The 13,200-nt window shown below is 73.3% G+C and carries 11 protein-coding genes; 7 read left to right on the top strand and 4 right to left on the bottom strand.

All coding sequences use genetic code 11. From position 1 onward, the window contains the following. Window positions 1–304 precede the first annotated feature (304 nt). Window positions 305–718 carry a hypothetical protein gene (locus tag WMF46_RS01275; RefSeq protein ID WP_437988040.1) on the bottom strand — a complete coding sequence of 138 codons (414 nt, stop codon included), beginning with the start codon at window positions 716–718 and terminating at the stop codon, window positions 305–307. Here WMF46_RS01275 and WMF46_RS01270 point away from each other — a divergent pair. After that, complete coding sequence (locus WMF46_RS01270) at window positions 675–1,385, top strand: formylglycine-generating enzyme family protein (RefSeq protein ID WP_437988032.1); 711 nt, start codon at window positions 675–677, stop codon at window positions 1,383–1,385. The genes WMF46_RS01275 and WMF46_RS01270 overlap by 44 nt on opposite strands. Here WMF46_RS01270 and WMF46_RS01265 read toward each other — a convergent pair whose 3' ends face one another. Both WMF46_RS01265 and WMF46_RS01260 read right to left on the bottom strand, forming a co-directional pair. Next, window positions 1,386–4,301 carry a protein kinase domain-containing protein gene (locus tag WMF46_RS01265; protein WP_437983919.1) on the bottom strand — a complete coding sequence of 972 codons (2,916 nt, stop codon included), beginning with the start codon at window positions 4,299–4,301 and terminating at the stop codon, window positions 1,386–1,388. A 34-nt stretch (window positions 4,302–4,335) separates the two neighbouring features. Continuing rightward, the gene (locus tag WMF46_RS01260) at window positions 4,336–6,186 is read right to left on the bottom strand and encodes a hypothetical protein (protein WP_437983918.1); all 1,851 of its coding nucleotides are present in this window, start codon (window positions 6,184–6,186) and stop codon (window positions 4,336–4,338) included. A gap of 303 nt (window positions 6,187–6,489) precedes the next feature. Between WMF46_RS01260 and cobM the strand changes: the two genes are divergently transcribed. The 6 genes from cobM to WMF46_RS01230 are packed head-to-tail and all read left to right on the top strand — an operon-like array spanning window position 6,490 to window position 12,415. Next, entirely contained in the window at window positions 6,490–7,284 is a 795-nt protein-coding gene (gene cobM, locus WMF46_RS01255) for a precorrin-4 C(11)-methyltransferase (protein ID WP_437983917.1), read from the top strand. Further along, complete coding sequence (gene cobO, locus WMF46_RS01250; RefSeq protein ID WP_437743709.1) at window positions 7,281–7,832, top strand: cob(I)yrinic acid a,c-diamide adenosyltransferase; 552 nt, start codon at window positions 7,281–7,283, stop codon at window positions 7,830–7,832. The genes cobM and cobO overlap by 4 nt, the downstream gene beginning before the upstream one ends. Continuing rightward, window positions 7,832–9,331, top strand: coding sequence for a cobyrinate a,c-diamide synthase (locus WMF46_RS01245; RefSeq protein ID WP_437983916.1), 1,500 nt, complete (start codon window positions 7,832–7,834; stop codon window positions 9,329–9,331). Before cobO ends, WMF46_RS01245 begins: the two co-directional genes overlap by 1 nt. Then, window positions 9,328–9,921 carry a bifunctional adenosylcobinamide kinase/adenosylcobinamide-phosphate guanylyltransferase gene (gene cobU, locus WMF46_RS01240; protein ID WP_437983915.1) on the top strand — a complete coding sequence of 198 codons (594 nt, stop codon included), beginning with the start codon at window positions 9,328–9,330 and terminating at the stop codon, window positions 9,919–9,921. Before WMF46_RS01245 ends, cobU begins: the two co-directional genes overlap by 4 nt. After that, entirely contained in the window at window positions 9,918–10,856 is a 939-nt protein-coding gene (gene cbiB, locus WMF46_RS01235; protein ID WP_437983914.1) for an adenosylcobinamide-phosphate synthase CbiB, read from the top strand. Before cobU ends, cbiB begins: the two co-directional genes overlap by 4 nt. After that, window positions 10,853–12,415, top strand: coding sequence for a cobyric acid synthase (locus tag WMF46_RS01230; protein ID WP_437983913.1), 1,563 nt, complete (start codon window positions 10,853–10,855; stop codon window positions 12,413–12,415). The genes cbiB and WMF46_RS01230 overlap by 4 nt, the downstream gene beginning before the upstream one ends. A gap of 31 nt (window positions 12,416–12,446) precedes the next feature. Here WMF46_RS01230 and WMF46_RS01225 read toward each other — a convergent pair whose 3' ends face one another. Continuing rightward, the gene (locus WMF46_RS01225; RefSeq protein ID WP_437983912.1) at window positions 12,447–13,118 is read right to left on the bottom strand and encodes a hypothetical protein; all 672 of its coding nucleotides are present in this window, start codon (window positions 13,116–13,118) and stop codon (window positions 12,447–12,449) included. Window positions 13,119–13,200: the final 82 nt, after the last annotated feature.

Below are 13,200 nucleotides of genomic sequence, written 5' to 3'. Positions count from 1 at the left end.
GGAAGGTGACTTGACAAATGCCGGGCAAAGATCGGAGTTTGGTGTCGATGCCTCAGGCGCGTGGCGCAGCACGGTGGACCGCGGGGTGGCTCGCGGCGGTGCTCGCTGCTGGCTGTGCCCAGATCCTGGGCGTGGACTGGGATAGCTACACGCCTCCCGGAGCGCACGGGGGAGGTGGCACGGGCGGCGGCTCCGCATCTGGCCACGGTGGCCAGAGTGGCGGCCCCGAGCAGGGGGGCGGCGGCGGAGTGGCCGGAGGCGACGCGTCCGGTGGCGGCGGCAGCGGCGGAAGCGGCACAGGCGGTCACGACGGCACAGGCGGCTCCGGCGGTGCCAATAGCACCAGCAGCAGCGGCTCCGGCGGCAGCGACGGCAGCGGCGGCTCCGGCGGTGGTAATAGCACCAGCACCAGCAGCAGCGGCTCCGGCGGTGGCAATGGCACCAGCAGCAGCACCAGCACCAGCAGCTCCGGCGGTGGCGCCGGCGGCAGCGACGGCAGCGGCGGCTCCGGCGGCGGCGTGACCGCCCCGAGCTGTGCGACCAGCCCGCCTGAGACAGGCCCCCTCTGCGGGCCTCCTCCCGGCATCAGCTGCTGTGATAGCCGCGAGGTCCCGGGCGGCACGTTCAACCGGAACAACAACCCTGCATTCGCTGCGTCGGTCAGCAGCTTCCATCTGGATACGTTCGAGATCACCGTGGGGCGATTCAGAGCCTTCATGGAGAGCGGGCACGGCGTGCGGACCTCGCCGCCCGCCGCCGCAGCGGGAGAGCACCCGAAGATCCCGGGGAGCGGATGGCAGTCCGCATGGAACGAGGCGCTCCGCCCGGACGTCACCTCGCTCTCGGCAGCGCTGCGCTGCACCAGCATGACCGCGACGTGGACCCCCACGGCTGAGCATAACGAGGCGCTGCCGATCAACTGCATCACATGGTACGAGGCGTTCGCGTTCTGCATCTGGGACCGCGGGCGGCTGCCCACCGATGCCGAGTGGAACTACGCAGCTGTCGGAGGGAACATGCAGCGAAAGTTCCCCTGGGGCGACGTGATCACCCATGACCACGCGGCGTACGCCTGCACGATGCCGTGCGCCTTGAGCAGCCTCCTGGAGGTCGGCTCGCTGCCGCTGGGACGGGGACGGTGGGGCCAGTTCGATCTCAGCGGCAACGTCTCGGAATGGGCGCTGGACTGGGCCGTCAACTACACCGTTCCCTGGAACGACCAGGCCCAGCTCTCGGACGTGGCTGCTGACAATCAACGCACCCGTCGAGGCGGCTACTACGCCTCGGATGAATACACGGTGAGCAACGCGCACCGAGGCACCGACCCTCCGACGGTGCGCGGCCCCTGGACCAGCGCGCGCTGCGCTAGAGACCTCCCTCCCTAGCTAACGCCGCGCCCGCAGCGCGCCGAGCCGCGCCCGCGCCTGCTCCGCGGAGATGGATCGCGGGCGCGCCTTGCCCCAGCGCTCGAGAACAGCCTCGTACGCCGCAGCGGCGCCGCGCAGATCGCCTGTCGCCTCCAGGGCCATGCCCAGATAAAGCCGCGCCTCCGTTGTCGAGAACGGGTCGGCCAGGGCCGCGCACGAGCGCGCCACGCGCGTCAGCGGCCCGATCGCCTCCTGCCCCTTCCCCGCGAGCGCGTACACCTTGCCGATATGCAGATCGAGCAGGAGCCACCGGCCGCTCTCCGACGGGAGCGGCTGGTCGAGCGGCATCGTCTTGAACGCCGCCGCCGCGTCGGCCGCGGTCTCCACGCCGGCGGCGTACGCCTCGGTCCAGAGCAGCCAGCGGTGCTCCGGCTTGATCTCCTGCGCCGCGGCGCGCCACTTCGCCTGGACCCGCTCCACCCACGCCGAGCGCGCCGCGTCGTACGCCTCCTGCGTCATCGACGCTGCCCGGCGGCTGTACGGCAAGAACGCGATGGTCCAGTCGGCCGTGGTCGCCGGCTCGGACCAGGCGCTCATCCGGCGGAGGAAATCGTCCGCCACACGCCCCGCCTCCCGCGGCAAACCCATCTCACGGTAGAGCTCCGCCAGCCTGAGGGCCGGGCTCGCGTGCGCATCCTGATCGTTCCTGCCGGCGACCTCCCGCTGCCACGCGCGGGCGTGCTCCACCGCCAGCTCGAAATCGCCGTCCAGGACCGCGAGCGAGATCCGATCGAGCAGCTCCTTCGCCCTCCGCTCGCCCTCGGGGACCTCCGCCCACCCCTGCTCCAGCGCCACGAGCACGCTCTCGCGCGGCGCGCCCCGCGCGTGGAGCGCCAGCGCCAGGTGCCGGTGCGCCGGCGCCGCCTTTGGATCGATCGAGAGCCAGCGGCGCGCGTGCTCCTCGACTTGCTGGCAATCGCCCTGGCGATGGAGGAGGCGAACCCGGTTCGCGAGGCAGAGCGTCGCGCCGGGAGCCGTCTCGGCGCACGCCTGGTAGGCCGCGAGCTCGGCCGCGACATCCCCCTTCATCCCGAGCGACTCTCCCTTGGACCCCCACGCGAGCACGTGGCCCCGGTCCAGGGCGAGCGCCCGATCGTAGGCCTCGATGGCGGCGTCGAACCGGAGCTGAGCGAACCTCGCCGCGCCGAGGTACACGAGGAGCTCCGGATCGGCCGGGAACCTCGCGACCGCGGCCTCGAGCCGCCGCTCCCATACGACGGCGTCGGAGGGCTGGCGCACGTACGGCTCGGCCGCGTCGAGCAGCGCCATGTCGCGCTCGCCGAGGACGGCCCGGTGCCGGAGCGCCAGCTGGAAGTGCTCGCGCGCCACGGCCGGCCTCTGTCGAAACGTCCAGATCGCCACGCGCAGGTGGCCGGCGCCGAGGCCACGATCCAGCGCCACGGCGCGCTCCATCGAGCGCGCCGCCACGTCCGGCGCGCCGTCACGGTAGGCCTGCAGCGCCTCCTGGTAGAGCGCCGCGGCCTCCGGATTGCTCGAGGCGGGGCGCGGCGGCTCCGGGGCGGCGACTGCCGCGCTGCTCGGCCGGGGCGGCGGCTCCGGGGGACGCCGGAGCACCGCGACCGTGGCGCCTGCGACCGCCGAGGCCGCGAGCGCGAGCGCGACGAGCCCGCGCCGGCCCGGCCGCGCGCGCTCGTCGCGTGCGGTCCGCACAACGACGGCCTCGCCCGACGAAGCGCCAGCCCCATGGTCCGGCCGCTGCGCAGGCTCCGCAACGGCGGCCGCGGACGGCGCGCCATCGGGGCGCAGCGACGCCGGGTCGGTCCGGTGCGGCACGGTCGGCTCGAAGCCGATGCCCGCGGGCGTGCCCGCGTGCTCGGCGCCCGGCGCAGGGCCGCCCCGCGCGTTCCCGCTCTCGACCCGCGTCTCGGCCTCTCGCGCCGCGGGCGGCGAGCGCGGCGGGAGGCTCGGCAGCTCGGCCTCGAGCCCCTCGGCGGCGATCAGCGCGCGCCAGAACGCGCCGGCGTCGGGGTACCGGTCACGCGGGGAGACGCTGAGCGCCCGCGAGAGCACGCGCTCGACCGCGTCCGGCGCCGAGACGCCGCGCGCCCGCAGCGTGGGGCGCAGCGCGGGATCGACGACCACCGAATACAGCTCGACGATCCCCTCCCCCTCCAGCGCCCGAGCGCCCGTCACGAGCTCCACGAAGACGAGCGCGAGCGCGAAGACATCGGTCCATGGCCCCGTCGCGCCCCGCTGCTTGTCGAACTGCTCCGGAGCGCCGTAGCGGGGCGTGAACACCGACGGCCCCTCCGCGGTGCTCGCGAGCGCCGCGGTGCGCGAGCGCTGATCGCCGATGATCTTGGCGATGCCGAAATCGAGGACCTTGAGCGTCCTCGCGCCCCCCGCCTCGACGAGGAAGAGGTTCTCCGGCTTGACGTCGCGGTGGGCGATGTTCTGCTCGTGCGCCACCGCGAGGGCGCGCACCGCGGGGTCGAGCAGGAGGATCGCCTCGCGGCGGGACAGGGCGCCGCCGCCTCCGGCGCGCAGGCGCTCGAGGTGGCTGGCGAGCGTCTCGCCGTCGAGCCACTCGAGCACGAGATAGGGCACGCGAGCGCCGTCCTGGGTCGTGAAGGCGCCGATGTCGAGCGCCTGGACGATGCCGGGCGAGAGGCGTGAGAGCTGGAGCAGGAGCCGCCCCTCGTCGCGCAGCCGTCGAATGAAATCCTGCTGCGCCTCGGGCGAGAGCTCGTCGGGCAGCTTGAGGCACTTGATCGCGACGGGCGCGTCGAACCCCTCGTGCACGCCGCGATAGACGACGCCGAACCCGCCTGCGCCGACGGCGGAGAGGACACGGTATTTGCCGTCGATCGTGGTCCCGCAGAGCCGAAATACGTCGCGCTGGGCGCCGGACATCGGCGGAAGTATACGCCATCTCCGGAGGACAGACTCAGGGCGACTCGGCGTTCGCCATGGCGGCCCGGAGCCGGCCGCAGGCCTCGACGAACCCGGTCGAGAGGACCTGGTCGAGGTGCCAGAAGTTCCTCTGCCGCTCGTGCTCGTAGAACCGGGCGATCGTCACCAGGAGCAGGTCCACGCACAGCGCCGGGTCGCGCCAGGCGAGCTCCGTCCGCGGCCCGCTCCGCGACCCGCTCCGCGGCCCGCCCGCGCACGACGCGGCGAGCGTCCGCTCGAGCACCGCGGCGACCTGCGCGAGCTGGAGCACCATCCGGCGGCACGCGCTCGCGCGGATCCCTCCGCCCCTGGCAGCCACCGGCCGCAGCGTGTCGTCGAACGCCGTCGCGAGCTCGCGCCACAGCAGCGCGCCCGCCTGATCCACCGCCTCCTTGAGCCCCGCAGCCGGAACGCGCGGCGAGAGCGCGTCGACGAGGCGGGCGCGCGCCCCCTCGTCCTCGGCCAGCGCGCGGTACGGCTTCGACCAGCGGGCGACCTGGCGGCGAACGTCGCCCACCGTCAGATCGAGCTTGAGCCCCGTGATGGGGAGGAGCGACGCGTCCGGCAGCTTCAGGGAGGGCCTGTGCCACGCGTACTTGCTCTCCATGAAATCGGCGAGCATCTCGGCGATACCGTTGCTCGCGGCCACCTGGATCCGCGCCCTGATGTCGGCCTCGGCGAAGCGGAGCAGCGCCGCCTCGTCGAGCTCGGTGCGACCCCCCCGCTCGACGAAGGCCGAGGCGATGCCGGGGCCGACTGCCCCGGGAAACACGGTGTCGAGCGCGAGGGGCTCCTCGATCCGCGGCAGCACCGCGTACTCCCACTCGAACTCGGCCAGCGCCTCCTGCCACGCATGGCCCCAGGCGTCATGAACCACGTAGTCCTCGACCTCCGGCGTCCGGAGGACCATCACCATGGTGGCGAGCGTCTGTGTGACGACCTCCGTCGGGACGGAGGCCGCGTCCGCGAGGGAGCGCGCGAGCGCCGGATCGATGGCCGCGCGCTCGAAGTAGCCGAACGCGGGAAAGCGCGCCGTCGCCGCGGTGTTGGTGTCGTCGCATCGGGCGATGAAGGCGGAGATGGCGCGCCGCTCCTCCTCGGGGCGCTCGTCCCAGCCGGGCACCTCGAGCCGCGGCGCCTCGCCGGAGCCCGCCGCCCCGGGCGAGCCGGTCGCCGGCGCCGACGCGCGGATGCACAGGAAGATCGCGGTCGACGTCATGAGCAGATCCACGTCGCCCGGGCGCCACGGCAACGGGCCGTAGATCGCGCTCATGAGCTCGGCGCACGCGGCGGGCGACGCGCCCCCCTTCGCCGCGAGCTGCGAGGCGATGGCCTTCGTGATCGCGTGCTTCACCGCGAGGTTGGAGGTCATATGATCCATCGCGGCCTCGACCTGCGCGAGCTCCGCCTCGTCCCACCCGAGCGCCTCTCGCAGCGCCCGCCGGACGCGCGGGATCCCCTCGCTGCCCGCCGGCAGATCGAGCGGGAAATCGAGGAGCGGGCGCGACGCGACCGTATCGATGAGCGGCGCGGAGCTGCTGCCGGCGAACCGGAGCCAGAGCAGCACCGCCTCGGTGAACCAGGCCCGGAACGACGCGCTCGCCGCGTGGAACTCGTCCGGGGGCGGCTCGCTCAGGGCGTCGATGCCGCGCATCAGCCGCTCGCGAAGATCGCGCCCCCTCGCCTCCCGCTCCTCGCGGCTGCCCTTCGTCGCGTCTTGCAGCTCCTCGATGTCGGCGAGCAGATCGAGCGTGGGTCCCCACGCGGCCGGGAGCGTCGGCTCGAAGAGGGCTGCCGCGCACAGGATGGGCGCCGAGGGTTGAGACCCGGTGTTCTTCTGGTCCATGGCCTTTCCTTGAAGAGGGGTGCGACCTCCCATCGCATCACAAGGCGCATGCCCCGAGCAAGGCCCCGGACCAGCACGTCCAGGGAGAAGACGGGAGCCTCCCGGCACACACCGCAGGTTCGTGTCCTAGGGCCAGCGCGTCGTCTTCGTCATCTTCGCGCCCACGCTGCATCTCCTCAGGCCTTCGCGCCGAGCGCACGGGCTCCATCATGAACGCTGGCGCCCGCTTCGGGACCGCTCTAGCTTCGCGCACCCGCGGTCCCTTCCGGGATCGCCGGCGCACGGAGCAAGGAAAGAACCCTCATGCGCGTCTACATCATCGGCGCGGGCCCGGGCGATCCCGGGCTCATCACGGTGCGCGGCGCCGAGCTCGTCGCTCGCTGCCCGGTCGTCATGTACACGGGCTCGCTCGTCCCCCGGGAGATCGTGGCGTCCGCGCGGCCGGACGCCCGGGTCATCGACTCCTCCGGCATGACCCTCGACCAGATCGTGGAGGTCCTCGTCGAGGCCAGGGACGCAGGGCACGACGTGGCGCGCGTCCACACGGGCGATCCCGTCCTCTTCGGGTCGACGGCCGAGCAGATGCGCCGGATGGATGCGCTCGGGATCCCGTACGAGATCATCCCGGGCGTCTCGTCCTTCACCGCGGCGGCCGCGGCGCTCGGGCGCGAGCTCACGCTGCCCGAGCTCTCGCAGACCGTCATCCTGACGCGCGCCGAGGGGCGCACGCCGGTGCCGCCCGCCGAGCGGCTCGAGGAGCTCGCCCGCCACCAGGCGACCCTGTGCCTGTTCCTGAGCATCACCCTGCTCAAGGACGTGACCGCGGCGCTCATCCCGGCCTACGGCGCGGATTGCCCGGTCGCTGTCGTCCACAAGGCGAGCTGCCCCGATCAGAAGATCGTGAGAGGCACGCTCGCCGACATCCGGGAGAAGGTGCGGGCCGAGGGCATCAAGAGCCAGTCGATGATCCTGGTCGGCCGGGTGCTCACGTCCACGGATTTCGCCGACTCGCGGCTCTATGATCCGGATTTCAGCCACCGCTTCCGCAAGGCCGAGAAGAAGCTCCTCGTCCCTGGCGAGCCCGAGGAGGGCTCGTGAGCGCGGAGGAGAGCGCCGGAGCGGCGGCAGGTCGACGAGGGCTCGTCATCGTCTATACGGGCCACGGCAAGGGCAAGACGACGGCCGCGCTCGGCATGGTGTTCCGCGCGCTCGGCCGGGGCATGCGCGTCGCTGTCGTGCAGTTCATCAAGGGGAAGTGGAAGACCGGAGAGCGGCTGTTCGCCGAGACGCTCCCCAACCTGACGTTCCTCGTCATGGGGCGCGGCTTCACCTGGGAGAGCGACGATCTCTCGCGCGACAAGGCGGCGGCGCGCGCGGCCTTCCAGGAGGCCGCGGCGCTCATCGCGGGCGGCGAGCAGGACATCGTGGTGCTCGACGAGATCACGTATGCGCTCCATTACGGCTTCATCGCCGAGGACGAGCTGCTCGCGGCGCTGCGCGCGAGGCCCGCGCACGTGCACGTCGTGATCACCGGCAGGAACGCGCCCGACGCGCTCCTCGCGCTCGCCGATCTGGTGACGGAGATGAGATCGGTGAAGCACCCGTTCGAGCAGGGGCAAAAGGCCCAGATCGGAGTCGATTTCTGATGTCCCGGGCCATCCCCCGGCTCGTCGTCGCCGGCACGGCGAGCGGCGTCGGCAAGACGACCGCCACGGTGGCGATCGCGCGCGCGCTCCGCGCCCGCGGCCTCCAGGTCGCGCTGTTCAAGTGCGGCCCCGACTACCTGGATCCGACGTACCACGCCCGCGCCGTGGCCGGGACATCGCACAACCTCGACGGCTGGATGATGGGCCGGGAAGCGGTCCTGTCGACGTTCGCGGCGGAGACCGCCGGCGCCGACGTCGCGCTGATCGAGGGGGTGATGGGGCTGTTCGACGGGGCGAGCCCGACCGGGGAGGAGGGCTCGACCGCCGAGATCGCGAAATGGCTCGAGGCGCCGGTCGCGCTCGTGGTCGACGCGTCCGGGATGGCCCGCAGCGTCGCGGCGCTCGTTCAGGGCTTCGCGGGCTTCGATCCGGCGCTGCGCGTCGCCGCTGTCGTGTGCAACCAGGTCGGCAGCCGCGGCCACCTCGACATCCTTCGACAGGCGCAGGCGCAGGTGAACCGGTCGCTGCCGGTCCTCGGCGGCCTGCCGCGGGACGAGGCGCAGCGCTTCCCGGAGCGCCACCTCGGCCTGCGCACGGCCGACGAGGCCGCGCTCCCCGAGGAGCGCCTCGACCACTGGGGCGCGCAGGCCGAGGCGTGGATCGGGCTCGACGCGCTGCTCGAGATCGCGCGCGCGGCGCCGCCCTTGCCGGCGGCCGGCGCGGCCGCGACGCCCGGCGCAGCCGCCGGCGCGCAGCGCGGCCGGGCGCGCATCGGCCTGGCGTTCGACGAGGCCTTCCACTTCTACTACGCGGACAACCTGCGCCGCCTCGAGGCCGCCGGAGCCGAGCTCGTGCGGTTCTCGCCGATCGGCGACGCGCGCTTGCCCGACGTCGACGCGCTCTACCTCGGGGGCGGCTACCCCGAAGTGCACGCGGAGCGCCTGGCCGCGAACGCCGCGCTCCGCGGCGAGATCCGCGCGTTCGCCGGCCGTGGGGGCCCGATCTACGCCGAGTGCGGCGGGCTCATGTACCTGACCGAGGCGATCCGCACGCTGGACGGGCGCGCGCACCCCATGGTCGGGCTCGTGCCCGCGGAGGCCGCGATGTGCGAGAAGCTGCAGGCGCTCGGGTACGTGGAGGTCGAGACGCAGGCGCGCACGATCCTGGGCGGCGCGGGGCTCCGCTTCCGCGGGCACCAGTTCCGCTACTCCGAGCTCCGCCCGTCGACGCGCGCTGTGCCGGTCGAGCCGTCCGCAGCGCCAGCGCCGGTCGAGCAGCCGCCCGCGCAGGCGCCGGCGTCCCCGCCCGAGCACGCGCCCTTGCCGATCGAGCACGCCTACTCCGTGCGACGCCGGCGCGGCGGGCAGGTCAGCCGCGAGGGGTACCGGACAGCGAGCGTCCTCGCCTCGTATGTGCACGCGCACTGGGCCTCGAACCCGCTCGTCCCCGAGGGGCTCGTCGCGAGCGCCGCCGCGCACCGGAAGGAGCGCGCGCGATGAGCGGCCCGGGCACGGCGCCGCGCCGGGTCGCCCTCATCGGCGGCGGCGTGCGCTCCGGCAAGAGCGCGTTCGCGCTCTCCCTCGCGCGCTCGCTCGGCGAGCGCCGCGCCTTCATCGCGACCGCCGAGCCGTTCGACGACGAGATGAGGGCGCGCATCGACGCGCACGTCCGCGAGCGAGGCGGCGCGTTCCTCACCGTGGAGGAGCCGATCGCGCTCCCCGAGCGCATCGCCTCGCTCTCCGGCGTCGACGTCGTCGTCGTCGACTGCCTCACGCTCTGGCTCTCGAACCTGCTGCTCCGCGACGAGACCGAGGGCCGCGCGCTCGGGCCCATCGAGGAGCGCATCGAGGCGCTCGCCGCGGCGGTCGAGTCGGCGGCGCCCCACGTCGTCCTCGTCTCGAACGAGGTCGGCATGGGCGTGGTCCCGGAGAGCCGGCTCGGCCGGGCGTTCCGCGACCTCGCGGGGCGCGCGCACCAGCGGCTCGGCCGCTCGGCCAGCGAGCTCTACGTGGCCGTGATGGGCGCGATCCTCCGCCTGCGCCCCGGCCCTGTCGCGCTCGTCGACGGCGGCGGCGAGGACGCGCGATGACGGCCGCCGCCGCGCTGCTCGTCGCGGTCGCGTTCGACCTCGCCTGCGGCGAGCCCCCTTCCGCCGTCCACCCCGTCGTGTGGATGGGCTCCGCGATCCAGGCCCTGAAGCGCGCCGCGCCCACGGGCGGCCGCGTTGCGGAGCTCCTCTTCGGCGCGCTCATGGCCCTCGCCGTCCCCTGCCTCTTCGCCGCGCTCGGCGCCGGCGTCGCGGCGCTGCTCGCCCCGCACCCCGTCCTCGCGCTCGCTTTGTCAGGTCTCTTGCTGAAGCCGACCTTCGCGCTCCGCGCGCTCCGCGACGCGGCCTTCGGCGTGCGCGACGCCCTCGCGGCGGGCGATCTCCCCGCGGCCCGCGGCGCGCTGCGCAGCCTCTGCAGCCGCGACCCGTCGGAGCTCGACGAGCCCGCGCTCGTCGCCGCGTCGGTCGAGTCGGTCGCGGAGAACGCGTCGGACAGCTTCGTCGCGCCGCTCTTCTATTTCGCCCTCTTCGGGCTCCCGGGCGCGCTCTTCTACCGCGCGGTGAACACGCTCGACGCGATGATCGGCTACCACGGCCGCTACGAGTACCTCGGCAAGGCCTCGGCGCGGCTCGACGACGCGCTGAACTTCGTGCCGGCGCGGCTCACCGCGCTCCTCCTGCTCGCCGCCGGGTGGCTCCGCGGCGCCGACGCGCGCCGCGGGCTCGCCGTGCTCCTGCGCGACGGCGGCCTCACCGAGAGCCCGAACGCCGGCCGGCCCATGGCGGCGATGGCCGGGCTGCTCCGGGTCGAGCTCGAGAAGCGCGGCCACTACCGCCTCGGCGACGCGGTGGAGCCGCTCCGGCGGGGGCTCATCGACGAGGCCTGCCGGATCGTGCTGCTCGCCGCGCTGCTCTTCGCCGGGCTCACGGCGGCCCTCCTGGCGGCGGCCTCCTTTGGACAGGAGCTCTTCCGATGACGGCGCTCACGGTGATGGTCCAGGGCACGGCGTCCTCGGTCGGCAAGAGCCTGCTCTGCGCGGCGCTCTGCCGCATCTTCCAGCGGCGGGGCCTCCGGGTCGCGCCGTTCAAGTCGCAGAACATGGCGCTGAACTCGTTCGCGACCCTGGACGGCGGCGAGATCGGGAGGGCGCAGGCGGTGCAGGCCGAGGCGGCGCGCGTCGCGCCGACGGTCGACATGAACCCGGTGCTGCTCAAGCCCGAGGGCGACTCCCGCTCCCAGGTGATCGTGCTCGGCAAGCCGATCGGCAGCCTGCACGCGCGCGACTACTTCGCGTACCGGGGAGAGCTGAAGGACATCATCGCCCGCTCGCTCGGGCGGCTGCGCGAGGCGCACGACGTCGTGGTGATCGAGGGGGCGGGCAGCCCCGCGGAGATCAACCTGAAGGACCGCGACATCGTGAACATGCACGTCGCGCGCGTCGCCGACGCGCCGGTGCTGCTCGCCGGCGACATCGACCGAGGCGGCGTGTTCGCCGCGCTGGTCGGGACGATGGCGCTGCTCGAGCCCGACGAGCGCGCGCGCGTGGCCGCGTTCGTGATCAACAAGTTCCGCGGCGACATCAAGCTGCTCGAGCCGGGGCTCGACATGCTGACGGCGCGGACGGGCGTCCCGGTGCTCGGCGTGGTGCCTTACCTGAAGCAGCTGCGCATCGCGGACGAGGACTCGGTGTCGCTGGAGGGCCGGCGGCGCCGGCCGCCGGCGGGCCCGGGCCAGCTCGACATCGCGGTGGTCCGGCTGCCGCGGATATCGAATTACGACGACGTGGAGCCGCTGGAGCACGAGCCCGGCGTGGTGGTGCGGTTCATCGAGCGACCGGACGAGATCGGGAATGCGGACCTCGTGCTGCTCCCCGGGACGAAGAGCACGATGGCCGATCTCGCGTGGCTGCGCGCGAGCGGCCTCGCGGAGGCGGTCGCGGCGCGCGCCCGGCAGGGCGGCTGGACGCTCGGGATCTGCGGCGGCTGCCAGATGCTCGGCGGGGCGATCGAGGATCCGGAAGGCGTCGAGTCGGCCGAGCCGGCGGCGCGGGGCCTCGGGCTGCTCGATGTGTGGACGCGGTTCGAGCGGACCAAGACGGTGGCGCAGGTGCGGGCACGGCTCGCGGGCGGCTCGTTCCTGGGGGCGGCGGGCGCGGCGAGCGCTGGAGAGGCCGAGAGCGAGGGCGCGGGAGAGCTGACCGGCTACGAGATCCACATGGGCCGCGTGGAGCGGGTGGGCGGCGCGGCCGCGGCGTTCGCGATCGGGTCGCGGGGCGGCAAGGCCGAGCCGGCGCTCGACGGGGCCGTGTCGGCGGACGGCGCCGTTGTCGGCACGATGATCCACGGGATCCTCGACAACGACGGGCTCAGGCGGTCGCTCCTCGCGGCGCTGCGCGAGCGGAGGGGGCTCCCCAGGGCCGCGGGCGAGCCGGCGATACCGAGCCGGCACGAGGAGTACGACCGGCTCGCGAATGCGGTGGAGGCGAGCCTCGACCGGGCGCTGCTCGACCGCATCGTGGGGCTCGACCGGCGCTGAGCGGCGCCCCGACGACAGGGCTCGCCGCGGCTCACTCCTTCGTGAACCGCATGTAGTGCTGGATGGGCCCCGAGGCGTCCGCTCCCGCCGATACCGGGAAGCCTCTCGTGAGCGAGGATCCCTGCGCGCAGAACGGGCTCTCCTCGGGCTCCTCGCCCTCGGACTCGATGGCCAAGATGGAGCCGGAGACCGACCAGGTGCCCATCGACGTCGTCGTGTCCCGCCCGAAGACAAACGTACACGCGCAGTCGGCGCCCGCATGAGCGCACTCCGCCGAGGTGAAGGGCGACTCCTTCCCGGCTGCGACCCGCTGCATTTTCACGCTGAGCTGCGCGCACGTGATCGGGATGTCCTCGGCCGCGAGGCACGCCGCAGGGTACACCGCCTTGATCGGCCCTTGCTGCGTGATGGTCGTGACATGGGTGTTATCGGCCCGGAATTCGGCGCGTCCGCTCACCACCATGCCGCTGACGTCGATCTCCGCGTCACACCCCTCGTCGAGGTCCTCGAACATCGAGGGATCCAGGCACGCCTCATCCATCGTCCACGTTCCTGTCGGATCGCCGCCGCACGCCGCGACCAGCCCGCAGGAGGGGCCCTCTTCCTTGCTGTTTCCCTCGACGTCGACGCTGCCGCCGCACGCGGACAGCGTCAGCAGGGTCGTCACGATCACGGCCGAGAACACGCCAGAAGCGGATTTCATCCCATCCTCCATCCGTAAGAATTCGCTATTGGAAGTAAATTCCACGTCAGCAAGGCCCCACATCCGTTCATTCCGCCCCTGC

The sequence above is a fragment of the Sorangium sp. So ce117 genome (assembly GCF_051524395.1).
In the GTDB taxonomy this organism is placed as follows: domain Bacteria; phylum Myxococcota_A; class Polyangia; order Polyangiales; family Polyangiaceae; genus Sorangium; species Sorangium cellulosum_B.
The sequence above is the reverse complement of the archived record's forward strand: the minus strand, read 5'-3'. Positions and strand labels throughout refer to the sequence as shown.

What these genes read in the sequence shown, in the direction of transcription:
- WMF46_RS01275 (WP_437988040.1), bottom strand. Translation starts at nt 718, where the DNA reads ATGAAGGCTCTGAATCGCCCCACGGTGATCTCGAACGTATCCAGATGG.
- WMF46_RS01265 (WP_437983919.1), bottom strand. Translation starts at nt 4,301, where the DNA reads ATGTCCGGCGCCCAGCGCGACGTATTTCGGCTCTGCGGGACCACGATC.
- WMF46_RS01260 (WP_437983918.1), bottom strand. Translation starts at nt 6,186, where the DNA reads ATGGACCAGAAGAACACCGGGTCTCAACCCTCGGCGCCCATCCTGTGC.
- cobM (WP_437983917.1), top strand. Translation starts at nt 6,490, where the DNA reads ATGCGCGTCTACATCATCGGCGCGGGCCCGGGCGATCCCGGGCTCATC.
- WMF46_RS01245 (WP_437983916.1), top strand. Translation starts at nt 7,832, where the DNA reads ATGTCCCGGGCCATCCCCCGGCTCGTCGTCGCCGGCACGGCGAGCGGC.
- cobU (WP_437983915.1), top strand. Translation starts at nt 9,328, where the DNA reads ATGAGCGGCCCGGGCACGGCGCCGCGCCGGGTCGCCCTCATCGGCGGC.
- cbiB (WP_437983914.1), top strand. Translation starts at nt 9,918, where the DNA reads ATGACGGCCGCCGCCGCGCTGCTCGTCGCGGTCGCGTTCGACCTCGCC.
- WMF46_RS01230 (WP_437983913.1), top strand. Translation starts at nt 10,853, where the DNA reads ATGACGGCGCTCACGGTGATGGTCCAGGGCACGGCGTCCTCGGTCGGC.
- WMF46_RS01225 (WP_437983912.1), bottom strand. Translation starts at nt 13,118, where the DNA reads ATGAAATCCGCTTCTGGCGTGTTCTCGGCCGTGATCGTGACGACCCTG.